Source organism: Mycobacterium colombiense (assembly GCF_003284935.1).
Classification (GTDB): Bacteria; Actinomycetota; Actinomycetes; order Mycobacteriales; family Mycobacteriaceae; genus Mycobacterium; species Mycobacterium arosiense_A.
The window spans coordinates 1-23,388 of record NZ_QMEV01000073.1 but is presented as its reverse complement, the minus strand read 5'-3'; the positions used below and the strand labels follow the sequence as shown (position 1 = coordinate 23,388).

Genomic DNA, 23,388 nt, shown 5'->3' with positions numbered 1-23,388 from the left:
CTTCGGCCGGGTCCGCGACGAGGTGCTGCCGCTGGCCGGGGTGGCCGAGGCGTTCGCCCTGCTGGGCAACCTGCGCCCGCGGCGGGCGGCGATCATCGCCCCGGCGTTCACCGAGCCGGCCGTCGCGCTGACCGCGGCCGGGGTGCCGGTGCACCACGTCGTGCTGGAGCCGCCGTTCGGCCTGGCCGATGCGTCCGTTCCCGACGACGCGGACCTTGTCGTCGTGGGAAATCCGACCAACCCCACCTCGGTGCTGCACACCAGGGCGCAGCTGCTGGCGTTGCGCCGGCCCGGGCGGATCCTGGTGGTCGACGAGGCGTTCGCGGACTCGATTCCCGGTGAGCCGCACTCGCTGGCCGGCGATGCGCTGCCCGACGTGCTGGTGCTGCGCAGTTTGACCAAGACGTGGGCGCTGGCCGGGCTGCGGGTGGGGTACGCGGTCGGTTCCCCGGAGGTGCTGGCGCGGCTGACGGCTCAGCGGGCGCACTGGCCGGTGGGGACGCTGCAACTGACGGCGATCGCGGAATGTTGCGGCCGGCAGGCGGTCGCCGACGCGGCGGCCGGGGCGGCGCGATTGGCGCGACTACGCGCCGAGATGGTGGCCGGCCTGGCGTCGGTGGGGGCCGAGGTGGTCGACGGGCAGGCTCCGTTCGTGCTGTTCCGCACACCCCACGCCGTCGAGCTACGAAAACATCTGCATGACAGGGGAATTGCCATTCGGCGCTGTGATACGTTCGTCGGCCTGGACGAGCGGTACCTGCGGGCCGCGGTGCGCCCCGAGTGGCCGCAGTTGGCGCAAGCCATCTCCGAAACGACGGGACATCTTGGGGGGCAGCGGTGAGCGTGCAGCTGGCCGATGTCATCGCGGTGCTCGATGAGGCCTATCCGCCGCGGCTCGCCGAGTCCTGGGATTCGGTGGGGCTGGTGTGCGGGGACCCCGACGACGAGTTGCGGTCGGTGACCGTCGCGGTCGACGCCACGCCGGAGGTCGTCGACGAAGTTCCCGACGCCGGCCTACTGCTGGCCCACCACCCCCTGCTGTTACGCGGCGTGGCCTCCGTGGCGGCCAGCACCCCTAAGGGCGCGCTGGTGCACCGGCTGATCCGGACCGGGCGGTCGCTGTTCACCGCGCACACCAACGCCGACTCCGCCTGCCCGGGGGTCTCCGACGCGCTGGCCGCGGCCCTGGGCCTGGACGTCGAGGCCGTGCTCGAGCCGGCCGCCGGCGCACCCGACCTGGACAAGTGGGTGGTCTACGTGCCGCGCGAGAACGCGGATGCGGTGCGGGCGGCGGTGTTTGCGGCTGGGGCCGGCCACATCGGTGACTATTCGCAGTGCAGCTGGAGCGTCAGCGGCATCGGGCAGTTCCTGCCGCACGAAGGCGCCGCACCGGCGGTGGGCAGCGTGGGCAATGTCGAGCGGGTGGCCGAGGACCGGTTCGAGGTGGTCGCGCCCGCTCGTTTACGGGCCGCGGTGCTGGCGGCGATGCGCGCCGCCCATCCCTACGAGGAGCCCGCCTTCGACATCTTCGCGATGGTGCCTCCGCCCGGCGACACCGGGCTGGGCCGCGTCGCGACGCTGCCGCGACCGGAACCGTTGCGCGACTTCGTGTCCCGTGTGAACGCGGCGCTGCCGCGGACCTCCTGGGGGGTGCGGGCGGCGGGGGACCCCGACATGCCGGTGTCGCGGGTCGCCGTGTGCGGCGGCGCTGGGGATTCCTTGCTGTCCGCCGCGGCCGGTGCCGGCGTGCAGGCCTACGTGACGGCCGACCTGCGGCACCACCCGGCCGACGAACACCGCCGGGCCTCCGAGGTGGCGTTGATCGATGTGGCACATTGGGCAAGTGAATTCCCATGGTGTGAACAGGCCGCGGGCCTGCTACGGTCGCGTTTCGGTGCGGAGCTTGCGGTGCGGGTGAGCTCGATTCGCACCGACCCTTGGAACGTCGAGCACCGGTCCGGGGGTGAGAAGTCGTGAAAGCCGAAGTGGCGCAGCAGCGTTCGTTGCTCGAATTGTCGAAACTCGATGCCGAGCTGTCGCGCATCACGCACCGGGCGACTCATCTGCCCGAGCAAGAGGCCTGCGAGCGGTTGCAGGCGGACTACGAGGCCGCCGGTGACCGGCTGGGCGCCGTGCGCATCGCCCTGGAAGACATCGACGCGCACGTGTCGCGGCTGGAGGGGGAGATCGACGCGGTGCGCCAGCGCGAGGATCGCGACCGCTCGCTGCTGCAGTCGGGAACGATCGACGCCAAGCAGCTGTCGGACCTTCAGCACGAGCTGGAGACCCTGCAGCGCCGTCAAACCAGCCTGGAGGACTCGCTGCTGGAGGTGATGGAACGTCGCGAGGAGCTGCAATCCCAGCTCAACGGTGAGCAGCGGACGCTCACGTCCCTGGAGGCCGAAATGACCAGCGCGCGCGAGGCTCTCGACGCCGCGGTCGCCGAGATCAGCCAGGCCCGCGAACGTCAGTCCTCGCGGCGCGACTCGCTGAGCGCCGCACTGGACCCGGCGCTGTCCGCCCTGTACGAACGTCAGCGCGCCGGGGGAGGCCCGGGCGCCGGGCAGCTGCTGGGGCGCCGGTGCGGGGCCTGCCGGCTCGAGATCGACCGGGGCGAGCTGTCCCGCATCTCGGCCGCCGCCGAGGACGACGTGGTGCGCTGCCCGGAGTGCGGCGCGATCCTGCTGCGGGTCAAGGGTTTTGATCAGTGAAGGTCGTCATCGAGGCCGACGGCGGATCGCGCGGCAACCCCGGACCGGCAGGATACGGCGCGGTGGTGTGGGACCAGGACCGCACGACCGTGCTGGCCGAGGCCAAGCAGGCCATCGGCCGGGCAACCAACAACGTCGCCGAATATCGGGGTCTGATAGCCGGTTTGGACGACGCCCTGAACGTCGGCGCCACCGAGGCCGCGGTGTACCTGGATTCCAAGCTGCTGGTGGAACAGATGTCCGGGCGCTGGAAGGTCAAGCACCCCGACCTGATCGAGCTGCACAACCAGGCCCGCAGCCGCGCGGCGCGGTTCGCGCGGATCAGCTACTCGTGGATTCCCCGGGAGCGCAACACGCACGCCGACCGGCTGGCCAACGAGGCGATGGACGCCGCCGCCGAGGCCGTGACGGACACCCCCGAGGCGGGGCCGACACCGGAGCCGGCGCCGAAACCCGAGCCGGCCGAGTCGGTGGCGGCTGAGTCGGTGGCGGCGCCGTCCCCGTCCGCGCCCGGCTGGACCGGCGCGCGCGGCGCCCCGACCCGGCTGCTGTTGCTGCGCCACGGCCAGACCGAGCTGTCGGTGCAGCGCCGGTATTCGGGGCGCGGCAACCCCGCGCTCACCGAACTGGGGCGCCGGCAGGCCGACGCGGCGGCGCGTTATCTGGCGCAGCGCGGCGGCATTTCGGCGGTATTCGCCTCACCGCTGCAGCGCGCCTACGACACCGCGGCGGCGGCCGCCAAGGCGCTGGGACTGGACGTGACCGTCGACGACGACCTGATCGAGACCGACTTCGGCGCCTGGGAGGGGCTGACATTCGGCGAGGCGGCCGAGCGCGACCCCGAACTGCACGGTCGCTGGCTGCGCGACACCAGCACCGCCCCGCCGGACGGGGAAAGCTTCGACGCGGTGGCCGATCGGGTGTCGAGGGCGCGTGACCGGATCGTCGCCGCCCAGCAGGGCACGACGGTGCTGTTGGTGTCGCACGTGACCCCCATCAAGATGCTGCTGCGCCAGGCGCTGGACGCCGGGCCAGGCATCCTGTACCGGTTGCACCTCGACCTGGCGTCGTTGAGCATCGCCGAATTCTATTCCGACGGAGCGTCTTCGGTGCGCCTGGTCAACCAGACGGCGTACCTCGGGGGCTGAGGGCGAGGGTTCACGGCGTCACGCCGGCGCTGGCTCGCCGCGGTAGTCGCCGAAGGACCACAGGTTGCCCTCTGGATCGCGCACCGTGAATTCGTTGGCACCGTAATCTGTTTCGCAGAGCGGACGCACGACCTCGGCCTTGCGCTGCAGTACCCGCTCGTAGAGTGCGTCGGGATCGGTGGTGACGATGTAGCCGCCGGCGGTGCCCGGTTCGCGGCACCATTCGGCGCCCGGCTTATGGCTGCCGAGCATGATGCCTCCGCAGCCGTGCGGCCAGTTCAGTTGCGCATGATCGACGGTCTCGCCCTCGCCGTAGCGCGCCGCGAGGACGAAGCCGAATGTGTCGACGTAGTAATCGATCAGCTTGGGTGCGTCATGGGCCTGCAGTGTCAACCAGACGGTCGGATTCGAAGCGGTCATGGTCCCACTGTGCGCCGAACGAATGGCCGCCGTCTTGAATGTTTCGGAACTCGTCGGCCAGCCACCGTCGCGGCGGCACACCGGCGAACCGGACGAATTCGCGGGTCATGTGCGCCTGGTCGCTGTACCCCGTCGCGGCCGCGACCGCAGCCAGGTCGACGCGCCCGTACCGGCGCGCCGACGCGGCGATGCGCGCCGTCGCGTGCTGGAAGCGCATGAGCATCGCCACCGTCTTGGGCGAGCGGCCGACCTCCTGGCCGAACAGCGTCGTCAGGTACCGGGTGGTCACGCCGACCGTATCCGCCACGGCGGCCACCGGTATCCGGCCCCGGCTGCGCTCCAGCAGGCGCCAGGCGTACGCGACCTCGGGACGCACGCTCGCACGCTCGCGGCGCCGCCGTGCCTTGATCAGGTAGTCGGCCACCAAGGCGAACACGTCCGGCCAGCCGTGCGCCTCGGTCACGCGATCGTGCAATTCGAGGGCGCCGCGATCCAGCACGGCGGTCGCATCGTATTCGGCGACGGGTAGCTCGGCGCTAGGCACGCCCAAGAGCGCGCGTGATGCGAGCGGATGCACCGCCAGCTGCACGCCGGCCTGGCCGCGGCGCTGCCGCACGTGGCTGGCCTGGACGTGCAGGCCGCTCAGCAGCAACGGGTTGGGGCGCGCAACGGCCAGGGCGCCGGCGGTGTCGCCCGCCTCGACCCCGTCGTCGAGGCTGACGATGAACGTCAACAACGAGGATGGCATGCCGCGGTGCACGGTCTCGGGAACGTCGAGGGTCCGGTATCCGACCATGGACGTCACGCCCGGCGCGCTGTGCGGCGCCGCCACGTGATATTCCGAGCCCCGGTCCACCCCACCACGCTAACGCCGCACCGGTCAGCTGTGCAGGTGCAGCCGCTCGCCGTGCGGCCCGAAGATCACGATGGCCTCCACCGGGCCGTCCACCACGCCGAACCAGTGCGGCGTCCACGTCGAGAACTCGACGGCTTGGCCGGGGTCGATGGTGAAGTCGCGCTCGCCCAGGATGAGCCGCATCCGCCCGGACAGCACATACATCCAGTCCTGGCCCTCGTGCACCGGCAGCTCGGCGGGCGGGTTGCGGCGCCGCGCGCTGACCCGAACCTTGAACGCGTGCAGGCCGCCGGCCGGGCCCTGCCGGGTCAGCGGCCAATAGGTGACGCCGTGGTGGGTGTGCGCGGTGCCGCGCACCCGCGGATCGGCGGCCGGCGGGGCCTGCAACAGCTCGTCGGTGCTGACCGACAGGGCCCGGGCCAGCCGGGGCAGGTGATCCAAGGCCAGCCGGCGCTTCCCGGATTCGAGGCGGCTCAGCGTCGAGACGTCGATGCCGGCGCGCTCGCCGACCTCTTGCAGCGTCAGGCCGCGCTGCACGCGCAGTTCCCGGAGCCGCCGACGCACCAGGAGGTCGATGTCGGGCATAGTTTTTGCCTGCATGGCAATTCAGCTTGGCAAACATCACCCGGTCTAGGCAAGCTCGCGGCATGGAGAATTCATGCAAACCTGATGATGCTGTGCAGTTTTGGGAGGAGCGCTACCGCTCGGCGGAACGGGTGTGGAGCGGGCGGGTCAATCCCCGCCTGGCCGAGGTGGCCGCCGACCTGCCGGTGGGCCGGGCTCTCGACCTGGGCTGCGGGGAAGGGGCCGACGCGCTGTGGCTCGCCGAGCGCGGCTGGCAGGTGGTGGCCGTCGACGTCTCGGCCACCGCGCTGCGCCGGGCGACGGAGGCGGCGTCGGCCCGGAATGTGCTCACGCGCATCGACTTCCAACGCCATGATCTCAACGAGAGCTTCCCCGACGGGACCTTCGATCTGGTGTCCGCGCAATACCTGCATTCGCCGGCTCGGCTGGAACGCGACGGAGTGCTGCAACGCGCGGCCGAGCGGGTGAATCGCGGCGGTGTGCTGTTGATCGTCGACCACGGCGCGCCGCCGCCGTGGGCGGAGCATCACGATCACCACTTCGCCGGCATCGAGGAGGTCCTCGCGTCGCTGCGCCTGGACGCGCCGCGCTGGGCGCGACTGCGGACGGAGGCCGTCGAGCGCGAAATGGTGGGCCCCAACGGGGAAGCCGGAACGATGGCCGACAACGTGATGGTCCTGCGACGAACCGGATAGACCCGTTACGCCGCGTCGTGAAAGATCAGCCCCATCGCATAGCGCTCGCCGGAGCGGACCACCGAGACGCCGTGGCGCACCGGCGCGGCAGACCAACCCCGCGCCGAGGGCACCGGCCGTTCCCGGGTGGTGAACACATAGCCGTGTCCCTGCGGCAGTTGTGTTGCCATGCCGCGTGATTGGGCCCGCAGCCGTTGCTCGACGAGCAGGAATTCACCGCCGGTGTAGTCGGTGTCGGGGTCGCTCAGGTTGATGACGACCTGGAGCGGAAAGACCAATTCGCCGTACAGATCTCGATGCAACGCATTCCAGTCGCCCGCACCGTATTTGAGCATCAGGGCGGTGGACCTGCGCTGGCCGGCGGCGTGGCAGGCCGCCAGCCAGTCGTCGAGGCTGTCCGGCCACGGCGCGTCGCGGCCGAGCCTGCCCCACCAATCGCGCGCTATCGGCAGCAGCCGGGGATACAGCGCTTGCTTGAGCGCTTCGATCGGTTCGGGGTAGGGCGCGTGAAAATAGCGGTATTGCCCGGCGCCGTACCGTTTGGGCGCCATGTCGATGGTCGACCGGAACAGGTCGTCGTCTGGGTAGAGCCGGCGCAGCCGGGCCGCTTCGGTGGGCGTGAGCAGCCGCGGCAGCAGCGCCCCGCCGTACTGGTCGACCTCGGCGGCGATGGCATTCCAGTCGCCGGAGCCGACGCGCTTTTCCCATCGGTCCACCAGGTCCACGATAGAGCCGCGCGAGCCGCGGTTGCTGGCCCCGGCTTGCCGCAGGTAGTACCGTGGTTCGTCGCGGACGAGTTGGCCGGGCGACCGCGGACCGTCGCAAGGCGGTTCGAGGAAAGTCCGGACTTCACAGAGCAGGGTGATTGCTAACGGCAATCCGAGGTGACTCGCGGGAAAGTGCCACAGAAAACAGACCGCCACCCACGCGGTGGTAAGGGTGAAACGGTGCGGTAAGAGCGCACCAGCATCCCGGGTGACCGGGGTGGCTCGGCAAACCCCACCCGAAGCAAGGCCAAGAAGGCCGCACCTTGTGGTGCGGCCGCGCAGGCGTTCGAGGGTTGCTCGCCCGAGCCTGCGGGTAGGCCGCTCGAGGCACCCGGTGACGGTGTGTCCAGATGGATGGTCGCCGCCGCGTCGCCGTTGCTCATGCGCGGCGGCGGGGAACAGAATCCGGCTTACAGGCCAACTCGTCCGCCTTCTAATGGCCCGCTTTGCGCACCGCCTTGGCCAGGTTGCGCAGCGCGTCGTCGAGTTCGTCGCGGCACCGATCGGCCAGGTCGGCCTCGCGCTGATACAACAGCCCGTAGGTGAAGGTGTCCTCGCCGGCGGCGTGCGCGGTCTCGGCCTCCTGACGCAGATGCTCGCGGCTGACGACGCTGTCTTGATGATCGCCGAGCAGCGACTGGACCGCCTTGGCCTGCGCGGCCACCCCGTCCGCGCCGGTGGCCGACGCGGTGTAGCGAAGTCGCTTGGCGCGCTTGCGGATTCGATGGATCGCCTCGTCGCGTTGGTGGTGGTCGTCGGGGTGTTCGCGGTCGACCTCCGCGGCCGCCTTCTGGGCCTTGCGGACCTTCTTGTAGGCGGCGTCGATGGTCACCGGTGCGGGTGTCTCGGCGGTGGCGGCACCCGGGATTTCGGCCGCTATCAGGTCGAGGGAGTCGAGCAGGCGGAAGTATCGCTGCGAGCGCATCGCGATCAACGACCGGCGCAGCCCGGTCTGGTAACGCCGCTGGGCGCCCCCGACAAGACGTTCGCGCACCGGTCCGCGCACCAATTCCGGTGCGAGTGAGTCCAAGTCGCGTTCGTATCGCTCGGCGAGCACCTCCGCGTCGCGCGCCACGCCCAGTATTCCGGCGAGCTCGCGCAACTCGTCGAGCACCCAGCCGTCATCGGGCAGCCCGAACGACTCCTGGTAGTCCCGCAGCAGGCTGCGCAGCTTGCGGGTGGTCACCCGCATCTGGTGAATGGAGTCGTAGGCGTCGGCGCGCACCGCGCGATCCCACACCAGGAGCTCGCGGACTTGCTCGGCGATCGCGCGCTGCAGCGGATCTTCCGGCGGCGCAGCGCCGTCGGGCGCCGGGGTGGTGCCGAGCACCCGCGCCAGCTTGGAGCCGTGACCGGCAGGCGCGGCGCCGGCGTCCAGGAGCCGGTTGCTCAACCGGTTCAGCAGCTCGACGCCGGCCGTGCCGTTGGACAGGCCACTGGCTTCCAGGAGCTCCAATTCCCACTCGCGCCATTCCTGCTCGGTCGGCGCGTCGGCGTCCTCGGAGTCCCGCGTCGACCACGCGGTGACATGGTCGTTGCTGAACTCGGCCAGCGCGGTGCCCGCGGCGTCGTAGAGCACCTGGCTCTCGCGGCGGGTGGTGATGCGCGCGACCGGCTGCAGCGGACGGTCGCGGACGATCGCCAACACCACGTCGGTCAGCTCGTCGGGCACGGTGTCGTTGGCGCCCGAGGCATCCAGCGGTGTGCGCACCTCGGTGCGGGCGTCGGGTCCGGCCGGGAGCTTCAGGTGCCATCCCGCGTCGGTGCCACCGGTGCGGCGGCGCAGGGTTATCTTGTTGCGCGCCAAGTCGTGTACGGGCGTGTCGAAGTACGTCGCGTCCAGGGTTTGCATCGGCGACTTCTCGACGTGGGCAACCGCGGCGATCCCCTCGAACGAGGGCGACACGGTGGACTCGACCACGTCGAACTTGCGCTCGACCTCGAGATGACGCGAGGTCTGCGGCGCTTTTGCAGGCATCTTCGGCTCCGTTAAGGGCGCGTGGGGCGCGTCACCGCGGCCGTGGACGTGGGTGGTTGGTGGAAATGAGCACCCATAGCCTGCCATATGAAAGCGACGAGGCCGCCGCGGATCTGTCGGCGCGACCGCCGTTACGGCGGCGGCGGCGGAGGGGCCGTCGTGTCGTCTTCGGGCAGCGGCGCATAAACCGCCGGCGGCGGCACATAGCGTTGGATGTTGTCGGCGATGTTGGTGCATCCGCTCACCGAAATGCGTCGGCCCGCGCCCACGCAGACCGTCGCCTCCACCCGATCGGCGGAATGGGTCGGAACGAGAATGGCGGGGGTCGCGGCCAAGCCCGCGAACGCCAGCAACGCGGCAAACCAGCGGCGCCGATTCATCTGCGGTCTCCTTCCAGCCACCCTGGATGCATTGTGCCGTCGCAGCGCGGTGGGCGGGCCAGATTGACGAATGGCTCCGCAATTTCTTTGCCCGCCCGAATTGGCGCATGCGCGGCGTGAAAACCCCTTATGGTTTGCGGTACGGATAACGGCCGCGCCTGCGGACGCGAAGACGAAGGAGCTTTTCCATGGTGTCTTTTGTTCGCCCGGCGGCCCGAATCGTTTGCGGCGCGATGGCGGCCGGCGCGCTCAGCGTGGCAATGCTTTTCGCGACGGCGGGTTCGGCCGCCGCGGATTGGCCGGCGGACGACCCGGAACCGGCGCCCTCGTCGCAACCGAATTGCACGGCGGCCGACCTTGCCCAGGTGTCGTCGGGGGTCGCCGCGGCGACGTCGGCGTACCTGTTCACCCACCCGGACGTCAACGCCTACTTCACCAGTTTGAAGGGGCAGCCGCGCGAGGATATGCGTGCGCAGTTGAAGCAGTACATGGACGCCAACCCGCAGACGCACGCCGACCTCGAGGGCATCCGCCAGCCGTTGACCGACTTCCAGAATCGGTGCCGCTGACCGAGCTCCGTCAGCCGGGCGGGGGTGGCGGCGGCTGCAGATGCATCGCCAGGTCGCCGCACTCGAGGATCGTCTGAATCTCGGTGTCGCGGAACGGCCGCCCGTCGGGGCCCAGCAGGTCGTGAAACCACTCCTGCGGCATCGCGGGGTCCGGGTTCGGCTGGTCCCAGGAATCCCAGGGGAAGTAGGTCTGCGTCTTCCCGGCGACAAGCCCCCAGTTGAACGCGCCGACGCCTGCGCGCTTCGCGATGGGCAGGATGTCCTGGACGGTGCTGCCCAGCGGCCGGGCCATGTACTCAGTGCACAGGATCGGCCGGCCCTGACCGACGAGTTCGGCGATGCGGCTCTCGAACTCCGCCGGCGCGGCGTAGGAGTGAAAGGTGATGATGTCGGAGTTGTCGAGCTGGATGCCGCTGATGACGCTGCGGCGACCCGGATCGGCCCACTCGCCGTGCCAGACGCCACTGGTCAACGGCTGGCAGGGATCGACGAGCCGCGCCCACTCGAACACCTGGGGGAGCAGGTGGGCGACCAGGTCCACCTTGTCTTTCCGCTCGACCGTGGCGTAGGCGTCGGCGGGATTGTCCGGCTCGTTCCACAGATCCCAACCCAAAACGCGGTCGTCGCTGCGGAATTGCGTCAGGACCCCGGTGACATAGCCGCGCATGGTGCGCAGGTAGCCGCGATCGTCGAGACGCGCCGCCCCCGGACTCTGCACCCAGCCGGAGTTGTGGATGCCCGGCCGCGGCGCGCGCTGCGGACCCGCCTGGGGGAACGGATCCCAACACGAATCGAACAAGACGAACAGCGGCTTGATGCCGTGGCGCGCCGCGATGTCGACGAACTGCGCGAGGCGCCCCTGGAACCCGCGGTAATCGTGCGCCCAGAGCTGATCGTGCAGGAACACCCGGATCGCGTTGAACCCGTTGCTCTGCGCCCAGCCCAGTTCGGTGTCGATGCGCCGGGGGTCGAAGGTTTCGCGCTGGAACATCTCCAGCTGGTTGATGGCCGTGGAGGTGATGTAGTTCGCGCCGACCGGCCAGCCCTGCGCCTGATACCAGCGGTTGGCGCGCTCGGGTGACCACCGGGCGGCCTGCGGCGAGGTGCGGGGCGGTTGGGCGGACGCGCGCGGTGTCTGGGCCAATGCCATGCCTCCTGCCACCAGCAGCGGCAACGTCAACACCGCTCGACGGTGCACGAAGTCACCGCGATTCCCCCGGTCGATGTGGTCCACCCCTGCTCGTCAGAGTTCGGTTCGTCTCTGCGGGCAATCGTACAGCGCTGTACCGCAACGCTTTTCAGCGGTTTGATTGGGACGGGGATAACCCCGCCGACCAGGCGTGAAGCGTGCCGGTGATGAATGCGCCGCGGTGGGTTTAAAAGCAGTGCTCGTCGGCGGGGAACACGCCGCCGGCCACCTCTTGCGCATATTGCGTTGCGGCCCGGCGCAATTCCGCGCCGATGTCGGCGAACCGCTTGACGAAGCGGGCGGGCTTGCCGTCGCTCATGCCGGCCATGTCCTGCCACACCAGGACCTGGCCGTCGCAGTTCGGTCCGGCCCCGATCCCGACGGTGGGGATGGTCAACTTGCCGGTGATCTGGGTGGCCAGCTCGGCGGGCACCATCTCCATCACGACGGCGAACGCGCCGGCCTCGGCGACGGCGATCGCGTCGTGCACGGTCTGCTCCGCCGCGTCACCGCGGCCCTGCACCCGGAATCCGCCCAGGCCGTTCACGCTTTGCGGGGTGAACCCGATGTGCGCCATCACCGGGATGCCGGCGGCGGTCAGGCAGGCGATCTGCTCGGCCACCCGCTCGCCGCCCTCGAGCTTGACCGCGTGCGCGCCGCCCTCCTTCATGAAGCGGGTGGCGGCGGCCAACGCGGCGGCCGGTCCGGCCTCGTAGCTGCCGAACGGCAGGTCGGCGACCACCAGCGCGTGCGGGGCGCCCCGCACCACGCCGCGCACCAGCGGAATCAGCTCGTCGATCGACACGGGAACGGTGGTGTCGTAGCCGTAGACCACGTTGGCCGCCGAGTCGCCCACCAGTAGCACCGGGATGCCGGCCTCGTCGAAAACGCGGGCGGTCGAATAGTCGTAGGCCGTCAACATGGCCCACTTGTGGCCTTCGGCCTTCATCTTCTGCAGGTGATGGGTGCGAATCTTGGGCCGCGGCTTGTCGGGCTGCTCGGGCGGGTTGGCACCATAAACGTTGTGCTCAGACATCATTGTCCCTAGAGGTGGTCGGTTCGATCCTCGTGGCCTTCAAGGTCCCCGGGTTCGTTTGACCACTTGATTCTGCCATTTCTTTTGCGCAGTTGCACCGCCGCGGCGGTGTGAGACATACCATGCTGCGCATGCAGCGGCTGAGTGGACTGGACGCCAGCTTCCTGTACCTCGAGACGTCGTCACAGCCCCTGCATGTGTGCTCGATCATCGAACTGGACACGTCGACGGTGCCGGGCGGCTACGCCTTTGACCGGCTGCGCGACGCCCTCGCGCTGCGCATCAAGGCGATCCCGGCGTTTCGCGAGAAGCTGGCGAACAGCCCGCTGAACCTCGACCACCCGGTGTGGGTGGACGACGAGAAATTCGACATTAACCGGCATCTGCATCGCATCGCGGTGCCGGCGCCGGGCGGGCGGGCCGAGCTCTCCGAGATTTGCGGCCACATCGCCGAGACGCCATTGGACCGGGGCCGGCCGCTGTGGGAGATGTGGGTGATCGAAGGCGTGGCCGGCACGGACTGCCACCGCTCGGACGGTGTCGGGGGCCGGCTCGCGGTGGTGACCAAGGTGCACCACGCCGGCGTCGACGGGGTGACCGGCGCCGACCTGATGTCGCAGTTGTGCGCGACCGAGGCCGACGCCCCGCCCCCGGAGCCGGTCGAGGGCGTCGGCGGAGCCCAGGGTTGGCGGATCGCGGCCGGCGGGCTCGTCCGCTTCGCGACCCGGCCGCTGCACCTGGCCAACATGGTGCCCGACACCGTCTCGTCGGTGCTCGCCACGGTGCGACGGGCGCGCGATGGCCTGGCCATGGCCCGCCCGTTCGCGGCGCCGCGAACCGTCTTCAATGCCAAAATCAGCGACCGCCGCAACGTCGCTTATGCCGAATTGGATCTCGACGACGTCAAAACGGTGAAGAACAAATTCGACGTCAAAGTCAACGATGTCGTGATGGCACTGGTTTCCGGGGTGCTCCGCCAATACCTGACCGACCGCAACGAATTACCGAAATCGTCGCTGGTGGCCTCGGTCCCCGTTTCGGTGCACGGCAAATCCGACCGGCCCGGCCGCAATCAGGTATCGGCGATGTTTTCCAGTTTGCATACCGAGATCGCCGATCCCGTGCAACGCCTGAAAGCCATCGCCGAGGCGAATTCGATTGCCAAAGAACACAGTTCGGCTATCGGCGCGTCGCTGCTGCAGGACTGGTCGCAATTCGCCGCGCCGGCGGTTTTCGGTATTGCGATGCGGCTGTATGCCAGGACCCGGTTCACCGACAGCATGCCGGTGCACAATTTGGTGGTCTCCAACGTGCCCGGCCCGCAGGTTCCGCTGTACATGCTGGGGTCCGAGGTCAAATCGATGTATCCGTTGGGGCCGATATTTCACGGCTCCGGACTCAACATCACCGCGATGTCGCTGCGGGGCAAACTCGACATCGGTCTGGTGGCCTGCCCGGATCTGCTGCCGGACCTATGGGAGATGGCCGACGAGTTCGCGGTGGGGTTGGAGGAGTTGCTCGCGCTCGCGCGGTAGCTCCGGAGGCGGTGCCGCTAATCAGGATCTCAGGTTTCCTCTGGCAGCATAGGTGGGCATGGGCCCGTCTCGCCGCGCCAAGATCGCGCGCACGCTGCTGATCTGGACGTCGATGGGCGCCGTGGCGCTGCTGCTGGCCGGCTGCGTCCGCGTGGTGGTGGGACGTGCCGTCATGTCCGGGCCGAAGCTGGGCCAGGCCGTGGAGTGGACGCCGTGCCGGGCGGCGAACCCGAAGGTCAAACTTCCGGCCGGCGCGTTGTGCGGCAAACTGGCCGTGCCGGTCGACTACGACCACCTCGACGGCGACGTGGCGACGCTGGCGATGATTCGTTTCCCCGCGACCGGGGACAAGATCGGCTCGCTGGTCATCAACCCCGGCGGGCCGGGGGAGTCCGGCATCGAAGCGGCGCTCGGCGTCGTGCAGTCGTTGCCCAAGAAGGTCCGCGAACGCTTCGACCTGGTGGGCTTCGACCCCCGAGGGGTTGGGGCGTCGCGCCCGGCGGTCTGGTGCAACTCCGACGCGGACAACGACCGGCTGCGCACCGAGCCCAACGTCGACTACAGCCCGGCCGGTGTGGCGCACATGGAGGACGAGACCAAGCAGTTCGTCGGCCGCTGCATCGACAAGATGGGCAAGGATTTCCTGGCCAACGTCGGGACCGTCAACGTCGCGCGCGATCTCGATGCCATCCGCGCGGCGCTCGGTGACGAGAAGCTGACCTACCTCGGCTACTCCTATGGCACCCGGATCGGCTCGGCGTACGCCGAGGCCTTCCCGCACAACGTGCGGGCGATGATCCTGGACGGAGCCGTCGACCCCAACGCCGACCAGATCGAGGCCGACCTGCGTCAGGCCAAGGGATTCCAGGACGCGTTCAACGACTACGCCGCCGACTGCGCCAAGCAACCCACCTGCCCGCTGGGCACCGATCCGGCCAAAGCCGTGGACGTCTACCACAGCCTGGTCGACCCGATGGTCGACCCGAACAACCCGATGGTGGGCCGGCCCGTCCCGACGAACGACCCACGCGGACTGAGCTACAGCGACGCGATCATCGGGACCATCATGGCGCTGTACTCGCCGAACCTGTGGCATCACCTCACCGACGGCCTGGCCGAACTCGTCGACCACCACGGCGACACCCTGCTCGCGCTGGCCGACATGTACATGCGCCGCGACTCGCACGGCCACTACAGCAACGCCACCGACGCGCGGGTGGCGGTCAACTGCGTCGACCAGCCGCCGATCACCGACCGCGCCAAGGTGATTGACGAGGACCGCCGCTCCCGCGAGGTCGCACCGTTCATGAGCTACGGGCAGTTCACCGGCAACGCGCCGCTGGGCACCTGCGCGTTCTGGCCGGTGCCGCCAACCAGCAAGCCGCACACCATTTCCGCGCCCGGCCTGGCGCCCACCGTGGTGGTGTCGACGACCCACGACCCGGCCACCCCGTACAAGGCCGGGGTCGATCTGGCCAACGAACTGCGCAGCTCGCTGCTCACCTACGACGGCACCCAGCACACGGTGGTGTTCCAGGGCGACGGCTGCATCGACAACTACGTGACGGCGTATCTGGTCAGCGGCTCGATCCCGCCGAGCGGCGCCAAGTGCTGACCGGCCGCTGACGACGCGGCCCGCGTCGCTGGCGCCGAACGTGCACTCAGAGCGGGATTTTCGTCGATTCTTCGCCGTGAGCGCACGCTCGGCGAGGGCCCGCGCCCATTGAGAGCCGAGACCAAGGCGTAATCGTTTCGCGCTGTGACGGGTACCGGGGGCTGCAACGATGACAGCCATGTCGCGCCTGAGATCCTTGAGCTCGGCGCTGTTTTCGTTCGGGTTGCTGCTCGGTGGCACCTGCGTCGTCGCGCAGCCGGTGGCCGTCGCCACGCCCGAACCCGGCGCCGGGCAGACGCCGGGCCCGAACCCGCCGTCGGCGGCGGTGCCGCAGGGTTGGGGAAGCTGCGGCCAATTCGTCGGTGACACAAGCGAAATCCCCACCGCGCAGTGCACCACCGTGTCGGTACCGATCGACTACAACAATCCCGCCGGCGCGCAGGCGAAGCTGGCGGTGATCCGGATCCCGGCCTCCGGGCAACGGGTCGGCGCGCTGCTGGTCAATCCCGGCGGCCCCGGCGGCTCGGCGGTCGACATGGTGGCCTCGATGGCCCCGGATCTGGAGAACTCCGCGATCAGGCGCAACTTCGACCTGGTCGGCTTCGACCCCCGAGGCGTCGGTCATTCGACGCCCGCGCTGCGCTGCCGCACCGACGCCGAATTCGACGCGTACCGGCGCGAGCCGATGGTCGACTACAGCCCGGGCGGGGTCGCGCACATCGAGCAGCTCTACCGGCAACTGGCCCAGCAGTGCGCCAACCGGATGGGCGCGGCGTTCTTGGCCAACACCGGCACCGCCTCGGTCGCGCGCGACATGGACGTCGTGCGCCAGGCACTCGGCGACGACCAGATCAACTACCTGGGCTACAGCTACGGCACCGAGCTGGGCACCGCCTACCTGGAGAAGTTCAGCAACCACGTGCGGGCGATGGTGCTCGACGGCGCCATCGACCCGACCGTCGGGCCGATCGACGAGAACGTCAACCAAATGGCGGGATTCCAAACGGCTTTCAACGACTACGCCACCGACTGCGCCCGCTCGCCGGGCTGCCCGCTGGGCACCGACCCGACCCAGTTCGTCAATCGCTACCACGCGCTGGTCAACCCGCTGGCCACCAAGCCGGGCCGCACCGCGGACCCGCGCGGCCTGAGCTACGCCGACGCGACCACCGGCACCATCAACGCGCTCTACACGCCGGCGCACTGGAAATACCTGACCAGCGGGCTGCTTGGGCTGGCGCGCGGGACCGACGCCGGCGACCTGCTGTTGCTCGCCGACGACTACGACGGGCGCGACAAGAACGGGCACTACTCCAACGACCAGGACGCGTTCAACGCGATCCGCTGTGTCGACGCGCCGAACCCGACCGACCAGGCCAGCTGGGTGAACGCCGATCAGCGGATCCGACAGGCCGCGCCTTTCCTGAGCTACGGGCAGTTCACCGGAAATGCTCCGCGCGATTTGTGCGCGCTGTGGCCGGTGCCGGCGACGTCGGCGCCGCACGCCGCGCCGCCCATGGCGCCGGGCAAGGTCGTCGTCGTCTCCACCACACACGACCCGGCCACGCCGTATCAGGCAGGGGTGAACCTGGCCCGCCAGCTCGGCGGCCCGCTGATCACCTACGACGGGACCCAGCACACCGCGGTGTTCAACGGCCACCAATGCGTGGACAACGCCGTCGTCCGCTATTTCGTCGCCGGCACGCCGCCGCCGGCCGGCTACCACTGCCAGTCCTGACCAGCGCCCGGCGCGCCTCGCAATGGTTCTGAGCGGGCATCGGTAACACAGAATTAACAGCGGTTGCATACTGTTCGGGTTATGGATCGACAGAAGGAATTCGTCCTCCGCACCCTCGAGGAACGAGACATCCGTTTCGTTCGGCTGTGGTTTACCGATGTGCTCGGTTTCCTCAAGTCGGTCGCCATCGCCCCGGCCGAGCTCGAAGGCGCCTTCGAGGAGGGCATCGGCTTCGACGGATCCTCCATCGAGGGCTTCTCGCGGGTCTCCGAATCCGACACCGTGGCCAACCCCGACCCGTCCACCTTCCAGGTGCTGCCGTGGGCCTCGCCCAACGGCCACCACCACTCGGCGCGGATGTTCTGCGACATCACCATGCCGGACGGATCGCCGTCGTGGGCCGACCCGCGGCACGTGCTGCGTCGCCAGCTGCAAAAGGCCAACGACCTGGGCTTCTCCTGCTACGTGCACCCCGAGATCGAGTTCTTCCTGCTCAAGCCGGGCCCCGACGACGGCACCCCGCCGGTTCCCGTCGACAATGCCGGCTACTTCGACCAGGCCGTCCACGACTCCGCCTCCAACTTCCGCCGCCACGCGATCGAAGCCCTGGAGTTCATGGGCATCTCGGTGGAGTTCAGCCACCACGAGGGGGCGCCCGGCCAGCAGGAGATCGACCTGCGCTTCGCCGACGCCCTGTCGATGGCCGACAACGTGATGACGTTCCGCTACGTCATCAAGGAGGTCGCGATCGAGAACGGCGCCCGCGCCACGTTCATGCCCAAGCCGTTCGGGCAACACCCCGGCTCCGCGATGCACACCCACATGAGCCTGTTCGAGGGTGACGTCAACGCGTTCCACAGCCCCGACGACCCGCTGCAGCTCTCCGACGTGGGCAAGTCCTTCATCGCCGGGATCCTCGAGCACGCCTCGGAGATCAGCGCCGTCACCAATCAGTGGGTCAACTCCTACAAGCGGCTGGTCGGCGGCGGCGAGGCGCCCACCGCCGCGTCGTGGGGCGCGGCCAACCGGTCCGCGCTGGTGCGGGTGCCCATGTACACACCGCACAAGACGTCGTCGCGGCGCGTCGAGGTGCGCAGCCCCGACTCGGCCTGCAACCCGTACCTGACCTTCGCCGTGCTGCTGGCCGCCGGGCTGCGCGGGGTGGAGAAGGGCTACGTGCTGGGACCGCAGGCCGAGGACAACGTGTGGGACCTGACAGCCGAGGAACGCATCGCGATGGGATACCGCGAGCTGCCGACGAGTCTGGACAGCGCGCTGCGCGCCATGGAGTCCTCCGAGCTGGTCGCGGAAACCTTGGGGGAGCACGTTTTTGACTTCTTCTTGCGCAACAAGCGCACGGAGTGGGCCAACTACCGCAGCCACGTCACCCCGTACGAGCTGAGCACCTACCTGTCCCTGTAGGTCCCACCGAGCGCCGATCAGTCGGAAGACCGGCGGCTTGCGCTACGGTCGTGGTCGTGACCAAACCCGCGACGCAGCGCCCCAGGCTGCCCAGCGTCGGCCGGCTCGGGTTGGTCGATCCGCAAGCGGCCGAACGCATGGCGCAGCTGGGGTGGTACGAGCACGACGACCAGGCGCACGTCGACCTGCTGTGGTCGCTGTCGCGCGCGGCCGATCCCGACGCCGCGCTGCTGGCCTTGGTCCGGCTGTCGGAGAACCCCGACTCGGGGTGGAACGAACTCAACGCCGCACTGCTCGCCGAACGCCCGCTGCGCGGCAGGTTGTTCGGCGTTCTCGGCGCGTCGCTGGCGCTGGGCGATCACCTGATCGCCCAACCGCAGTCCTGGAAACTGTTGCGCGGCAACGTCACACTGCCTACCCGCGACGAGCTGCGCGCGATGTTCACCGGCTGCGTGGACGAGGCGCTGGCTGCGCCGGGTTCGGCGATGGTGCGCCTTCGCACCCTGTATCGCGACCAGCTGCTGGTGCTGGCCGCGCTGGACCTGGCCGCGACCGTCGAGGACGAGCCGGTGGTCCCGTTCACCGTGGTGGCGGCCCACCTCTCGGACCTGGCGGACGCCGCGCTGGCCGCCGCCCTGCGGGTGGCCGAGAACAGCGTGTGCGGCGAGCGGACCCCGCCGCGGCTGGCGGTGATCGCGATGGGCAAATGCGGTGCCCGCGAACTGAACTACGTCAGCGACGTCGACGTCATCTTCGTCGGCGAGCAGGCCGACACCGTCACCACCCGGGTGGCCAGCGAGATGATGCGGCTGGCCTCCGAGGCGTTCTTTCAGGTCGACGCCGGCCTGCGGCCCGAGGGTCGCAGCGGGGAACTGGTCCGCACCGTCGAGTCGCACATCGCCTACTACCAGCGTTGGGCCAAAACCTGGGAGTTCCAGGCGCTGCTGAAAGCCCGTGCGGCGGTGGGCGATGCGGAGCTCGGACGGCGCTACCTGGACGCGCTGATGCCGATGGTGTGGGTCGCCTGCGAGCGTGAGGACTTCGTGCCCGAGGTGCAGGCCATGCGCCGCCGGGTCGAGCAGCTGGTGCCCGCCGAGGTCCGCGGCCGCGAGATCAAGCTGGGCAGCGGCGGGCTGCGCGACGTGGAATTCGCCGTGCAGCTCCTGCAGCTGGTGCACGGCCGCGGCGACGACTCGCTGCACGTGGCGTCGACGGTGGATGCGCTGGCCGCGCTGGGCCAGGGCGGCTACATCGGACGCGAGGACGCCGCCAACCTCACCGCCTCCTACGAGTTCCTCCGGCTGCTCGAGCACCGGCTGCAGCTGCAGCGCCTCAAGCGCACCCACCTGCTGCCCGAGGCCGACGACGAGGAGGCGGTGCGCTGGCTGGCGCGGGCCGCCCACATCCGGCCGGACGGCCGCCACGACGCGGCCGGGGTGCTGCGCGAGGAGCTGCGCCACCAGAACCTGCGGGTGTCCCAGCTGCACGCCAAGCTCTTCTATCAGCCGCTGCTCGAATCGATCGGCCCGGCCGGGCTGGAGATCGCCCACGGCATGACCTCCGAAGCCGCCGAACGCCAGCTGGCGGCGCTGGGTTACGAGGGTCCGCAGACCGCGCTGAAGCACATGTCGGCCCTGGTCAACCTGAGCGGCCGGCGCGGGCGGGTGCAGTCGGTGCTGCTGCCGCGGCTGCTGAACTGGATGTCGTACGCGCCCGACCCCGACGGCGGGTTGCTGGCCTACCGGCGGCTGTCCGAGGCGCTGTCCGGCGAGAGCTGGTACCTGGCCACGCTGCGCGACAAGCCCGCCGTGGCCCGCCGGCTCATGCACGTGCTGGGGACCTCCGCCTACGTGCCGGACCTGCTGATGCGGGCCCCCCGGGTGATTCAGGACTACGGCGATGGGCCGTCGGGGCCGAGGCTGCTCGACGCCGAGCCCGCGGCGGTGGCCCGCGCGCTGGTCGCCTCGGCCAGTCGCTACTCCGACCCGGTCCGGGCGATCGCGGGGGCGCGCACCCTGCGGCGCCGCGAGCTGGCCCGCATCGCATCGGCCGACCTGCTCGGCATGCTCGAGGTCACCGACGTCTGCGCGGCGCTGACCTCGGTGTGGGTGGCGGTGCTGCAGGCCGCGCTGGACGCGATGATCCGGGCCAACCTGCCCGTGAGCGGCAGGGCGCCGGCGGCCATCGCGGTCATCGGCATGGGCCGGCTGGGCGGCGCCGAGTTGGGCTACGGGTCCGACGCCGACGTGATGTTCGTCTGCGAGCCGGCGCCCGGAGTCGAGGATTCCGCGGCGGTGCGCTGGGCGACCGGCGTCGCCGAGCAGGTGCGGGCGCTGCTGGGCACCCCCAGCGTCGACCCGCCGCTGGAGGTCGACGCCAACCTGCGGCCCGAGGGTCGCCAGGGCCCACTGGTGCGGACCCTGGCCTCCTACGCCGCCTATTACGAGCAGTGGGCGCAGCCGTGGGAGATCCAGGCGCTGCTGCGGGCGCACGCGGTCGCCGGCGACGCGGAGCTGGGGCGGCGGTTCCTGCTGATGGCCGACAAGACCCGCTATCCACCCCACGGGGTGTCTACCGAGGCGATGCAGGAGATCCGGCGCATCAAGGCCCGCGTCGATTCCGAGCGGCTGCCGCGCGGCGCGGACCCCAACACCCACACCAAGCTGGGCCGCGGGGGACTGGCCGACATCGAGTGGACCGTGCAGCTGCTGCAACTGCGGCACGCGCACGAGATTCCCGCCCTGCACAACACGTCGACCCTGCAATGCCTGGACGCGATCGCCGCCGCCGAGCTGGTGCCCGCCGACGAGGTGGACCTGTTGCGGCAGGCCTGGCTGACCGCCACCCGGGCCCGCAACGCGCTGGTGCTGGTCCGCGGCAAGCCCACCGATCAGCTGCCCGGGCCCGGACGCCAGCTCAACGCCGTGGCCGTGGCCGCGGGCTGGCCCACCGACGAGGGCGGGGAGTTCCTGGACAACTATCTACGGGTGACGAGAAGGGCAAAAGCGGTGGTGCGCAAGGTGTTCGGAAGTTGAGTCAGGAGGCCGGCGCGTTGGACGCCGTATTCGAGGTGCTCAGCGCGGCGGAGGCCGAGCGCGTGACGGCGCTCTACGCTCCGTTGGCCGACGCGGTGCGCGAACTCGTCGACGCCACCATCCGCACCGAGGCCGATGACGACGTCGTCGCCGAGGCCCGGAAGGCGATCGAGGCCGTCACCGCGGCGCTGCGGCGACGCACCCGCCCGATGGGGGTGAGCTACCGCGTCAACGGCCGCCCGCTGCCGTTGGGCAACGCCGCGATCGGCGTGTGCAATCCCATCGCGCCGCCGATCGTCGTGCACCACGAGGGCGAGGGGCGCTGCTGGAGCGAGTTCACCCTCGGCTCGGCTTATGAGGGCCCGCCCAAACTGGTGCACGGCGGCGTCAGCGCCCTGGTGCTCGACCACATGCTCGGCGAGGCGGCCAGCGAGGGGCTGTCCAAAGCGCGGTTCACCGGCACCATCACCGTGAAATATCTGCGCGGCACGCCGCTGGGTCCGCTGCGCTGCGAGGCGTGGGTCGACGGCAAGGAGGGCCGCAAAGTCTTTGCGCGCGGCACCATTTCGGATGCCGCCGGCGTCACCGTCGAGGCCGACGGCGTGTTCATCGAGCCGGCCTGGGCGCAGGAGGGGCAGTGAAGTTCTACATCAGCAGCGCCTTCCTGAACACCCGCGAGATCATCGAGCTGGCCAAGGCGGCCGACGAGCTCGGCTACGACGGGATCGGCATTCCCGACCACGTGGTCAATCTCGAGACGTTGCAGACCCCGTACCCGTACACCAAAGACGGACAACGGCGCTGGCAACCGTTCACCGACTGGCCCGATCCCTGGGTCCTCGTGGGTGCGCTGGCTCAGGTCACCACGCGGTTGCGGTTCGTCAACACCGTCTACATCCCCGCGATGCGCAACCCGTACTCGGCGGCCAAAGCCATCGGCACGGCGGCGGTACTGGCGTCCGGCCGGGTGGAGCTGGGCATCGGGGTGGGCTGGTGCCGCGAGGAATTCGCTTTGATGGGTGAGCGATTCGAGGCGCGCGGCAAGCGCACCGACGAGATCATCGAGCTGATGCGGGCGCTGTGGGCGCCGGGCTGGACGGAGTTCGAGGGCGAGTTCTTTTCCGCGCCGCGCCTCGAGATGCAACCCACTCCGCCGCCGATACCGGTGTATGTCGGTGGGCTCAGCGAGATCGCGTTGCGCCGCGCCGCCCGCAACGACGGTTGGATCGGCGATCTGATCAAGACCGAGCGGGCCATCGAGGCGGTCGGGCGGCTGCGGGAGCTGCGCGCCGAAAACGGTTTGACCATGGACGATTTCACCATCCTGACGCCGCTGACCGACGCGTTCACCGCCGCGGACTACCGGCGGGTCGAGGACGCCGGCATCACCGGCATCATCACCATGCCGTGGATGTTCTATGCCGGGCCCGACGCCAGCCTGGACGACAAGATCGACGGCATGCAGCGCTTCCGCAAGGACCTCGCGTTCGACGGCTGAGCGCGCGGCGCCGTCCGTCGCTTGGCTGCGCCGCGCGAAGTCCGCGACACTTAATCAGTTGCGACGACACGCCGCTTGAGTCCAAGGGATGGATGCAACACTTTCCCGTAGGAGTGTTGCATGCAAGGCTCACTGCCACCGTCGCGTTCGTTAGTACGTGAGTTTTGGGTTCTGGTCGCCAAGGGTGTTCCGGCCAGTGAAGCCGGTATCT

Annotated in this window: 21 protein-coding genes and 1 other RNA gene; 14 read left to right on the top strand and 8 right to left on the bottom strand. The window is 69.7% G+C overall.

Going from position 1 to position 23,388, the window contains the following annotated elements:
• The 4 genes from cobC to DQP57_RS22580 form a co-directional block, all read left to right on the top strand.
• The coding region (gene cobC / locus DQP57_RS22595; RefSeq protein WP_112634869.1) for an Rv2231c family pyridoxal phosphate-dependent protein CobC at positions 1-841 on the top strand (841 nt) is incomplete at its 5' end.
• Positions 838-1,977, top strand: a complete 1,140-nt coding sequence (locus DQP57_RS22590) for a Nif3-like dinuclear metal center hexameric protein (protein WP_112634868.1) — start codon at positions 838-840, stop codon at positions 1,975-1,977. The genes cobC and DQP57_RS22590, both read left to right, overlap by 4 nt.
• Positions 1,974-2,711, top strand: coding sequence for a zinc ribbon domain-containing protein (locus DQP57_RS22585; RefSeq protein WP_112634867.1), 738 nt, complete (start codon positions 1,974-1,976; stop codon positions 2,709-2,711). The genes DQP57_RS22590 and DQP57_RS22585 overlap by 4 nt, the downstream gene beginning before the upstream one ends.
• Positions 2,708-3,859 carry a bifunctional RNase H/acid phosphatase gene (locus DQP57_RS22580; protein WP_112634866.1) on the top strand — a complete coding sequence of 384 codons (1,152 nt, stop codon included), beginning with the start codon at positions 2,708-2,710 and terminating at the stop codon, positions 3,857-3,859. The genes DQP57_RS22585 and DQP57_RS22580 overlap by 4 nt, the downstream gene beginning before the upstream one ends.
• 18 nt (positions 3,860-3,877) lie before the next feature.
• Here DQP57_RS22580 and DQP57_RS22575 read toward each other — a convergent pair whose 3' ends face one another.
• The 3 genes from DQP57_RS22575 to DQP57_RS22565 all read right to left on the bottom strand — a co-directional run bounded on the left by DQP57_RS22575 (position 3,878) and on the right by DQP57_RS22565 (position 5,735).
• The gene (locus tag DQP57_RS22575) at positions 3,878-4,279 is read right to left on the bottom strand and encodes a VOC family protein (RefSeq protein WP_112634865.1); all 402 of its coding nucleotides are present in this window, start codon (positions 4,277-4,279) and stop codon (positions 3,878-3,880) included.
• A complete protein-coding gene (locus DQP57_RS22570) occupies positions 4,233-5,075 on the bottom strand; it encodes a helix-turn-helix domain-containing protein (protein ID WP_112634873.1) in 843 nt (280 codons plus the stop codon). Before DQP57_RS22570 ends, DQP57_RS22575 begins: the two co-directional genes overlap by 47 nt.
• Before the next feature lie 84 nt (positions 5,076-5,159).
• The gene (locus DQP57_RS22565; protein WP_112634864.1) at positions 5,160-5,735 is read right to left on the bottom strand and encodes a helix-turn-helix domain-containing protein; all 576 of its coding nucleotides are present in this window, start codon (positions 5,733-5,735) and stop codon (positions 5,160-5,162) included.
• A gap of 47 nt (positions 5,736-5,782) precedes the next feature.
• On the opposite strand from DQP57_RS22565, the gene DQP57_RS22560 reads away from it, so the two are divergent.
• Positions 5,783-6,415, top strand: a complete 633-nt coding sequence (locus DQP57_RS22560) for a class I SAM-dependent methyltransferase (RefSeq protein ID WP_112634863.1) — start codon at positions 5,783-5,785, stop codon at positions 6,413-6,415.
• 5 nt (positions 6,416-6,420) lie between these two features.
• Here DQP57_RS22560 and DQP57_RS22555 read toward each other — a convergent pair whose 3' ends face one another.
• Positions 6,421-7,131 (bottom strand): 2OG-Fe(II) oxygenase, encoded by a 711-nt coding sequence (locus DQP57_RS22555; protein ID WP_205869206.1) that lies wholly within the window; start codon positions 7,129-7,131, stop codon positions 6,421-6,423.
• A gap of 77 nt (positions 7,132-7,208) precedes the next feature.
• On the opposite strand from DQP57_RS22555, the gene rnpB reads away from it, so the two are divergent.
• Positions 7,209-7,611: RNase P RNA component class A (gene rnpB / locus DQP57_RS22550), an RNA gene on the top strand.
• Between the two features lie 4 nt (positions 7,612-7,615).
• Here rnpB and DQP57_RS22545 read toward each other — a convergent pair.
• Positions 7,616-9,160, bottom strand: coding sequence for a CYTH and CHAD domain-containing protein (locus DQP57_RS22545; protein WP_112634862.1), 1,545 nt, complete (start codon positions 9,158-9,160; stop codon positions 7,616-7,618).
• A 131-nt stretch (positions 9,161-9,291) separates the two neighbouring features.
• Positions 9,292-9,540, bottom strand: coding sequence for a hypothetical protein (locus DQP57_RS22540; RefSeq protein ID WP_112634861.1), 249 nt, complete (start codon positions 9,538-9,540; stop codon positions 9,292-9,294).
• Between the two features lie 188 nt (positions 9,541-9,728).
• On the opposite strand from DQP57_RS22540, the gene DQP57_RS22535 reads away from it, so the two are divergent.
• Positions 9,729-10,109 carry a heme-binding protein gene (locus tag DQP57_RS22535; RefSeq protein ID WP_240631852.1) on the top strand — a complete coding sequence of 127 codons (381 nt, stop codon included), beginning with the start codon at positions 9,729-9,731 and terminating at the stop codon, positions 10,107-10,109.
• A gap of 10 nt (positions 10,110-10,119) precedes the next feature.
• Here the strand turns inward: DQP57_RS22535 and DQP57_RS22530 are convergent, their stop codons facing one another.
• Together DQP57_RS22530 and panB are read right to left on the bottom strand one after the other, a co-directional pair.
• Positions 10,120-11,307, bottom strand: coding sequence for a 1,4-beta-xylanase (locus DQP57_RS22530; protein WP_205869207.1), 1,188 nt, complete (start codon positions 11,305-11,307; stop codon positions 10,120-10,122).
• 178 nt (positions 11,308-11,485) lie between these two features.
• Complete coding sequence (panB, locus tag DQP57_RS22525; RefSeq protein WP_112634871.1) at positions 11,486-12,334, bottom strand: 3-methyl-2-oxobutanoate hydroxymethyltransferase; 849 nt, start codon at positions 12,332-12,334, stop codon at positions 11,486-11,488.
• Between the two features lie 131 nt (positions 12,335-12,465).
• Here panB and DQP57_RS22520 point away from each other — a divergent pair, with 131 nt between their 5' ends.
• The 7 genes from DQP57_RS22520 to DQP57_RS22490 all read left to right on the top strand — a co-directional run bounded on the left by DQP57_RS22520 (position 12,466) and on the right by DQP57_RS22490 (position 23,177).
• Positions 12,466-13,869, top strand: a complete 1,404-nt coding sequence (locus tag DQP57_RS22520) for a WS/DGAT/MGAT family O-acyltransferase (protein WP_112634870.1) — start codon at positions 12,466-12,468, stop codon at positions 13,867-13,869.
• Positions 13,870-13,921: 52 nt separating this feature from the next.
• The gene (locus DQP57_RS22515; RefSeq protein WP_112634859.1) at positions 13,922-15,484 is read left to right on the top strand and encodes an alpha/beta hydrolase; all 1,563 of its coding nucleotides are present in this window, start codon (positions 13,922-13,924) and stop codon (positions 15,482-15,484) included.
• A gap of 169 nt (positions 15,485-15,653) precedes the next feature.
• Positions 15,654-17,222: an alpha/beta hydrolase gene (locus DQP57_RS22510; RefSeq protein WP_112634858.1), complete on the top strand. Its 1,569-nt coding sequence runs from the start codon at positions 15,654-15,656 to the stop codon at positions 17,220-17,222.
• Positions 17,223-17,303: 81 nt separating this feature from the next.
• Positions 17,304-18,644: a type I glutamate--ammonia ligase gene (gene glnA / locus DQP57_RS22505; protein WP_112634857.1), complete on the top strand. Its 1,341-nt coding sequence runs from the start codon at positions 17,304-17,306 to the stop codon at positions 18,642-18,644.
• A 50-nt stretch (positions 18,645-18,694) separates the two neighbouring features.
• Positions 18,695-21,679 carry a bifunctional [glutamine synthetase] adenylyltransferase/[glutamine synthetase]-adenylyl-L-tyrosine phosphorylase gene (locus DQP57_RS22500; RefSeq protein ID WP_112634856.1) on the top strand — a complete coding sequence of 995 codons (2,985 nt, stop codon included), beginning with the start codon at positions 18,695-18,697 and terminating at the stop codon, positions 21,677-21,679.
• A complete protein-coding gene (locus tag DQP57_RS22495; protein ID WP_112634855.1) occupies positions 21,676-22,320 on the top strand; it encodes a PaaI family thioesterase in 645 nt (214 codons plus the stop codon). The genes DQP57_RS22500 and DQP57_RS22495 overlap by 4 nt, the downstream gene beginning before the upstream one ends.
• Positions 22,317-23,177 (top strand): TIGR03619 family F420-dependent LLM class oxidoreductase, encoded by an 861-nt coding sequence (locus DQP57_RS22490; protein WP_112634854.1) that lies wholly within the window; start codon positions 22,317-22,319, stop codon positions 23,175-23,177. The genes DQP57_RS22495 and DQP57_RS22490 overlap by 4 nt, the downstream gene beginning before the upstream one ends.
• Positions 23,178-23,388 lie beyond the last annotated feature (211 nt).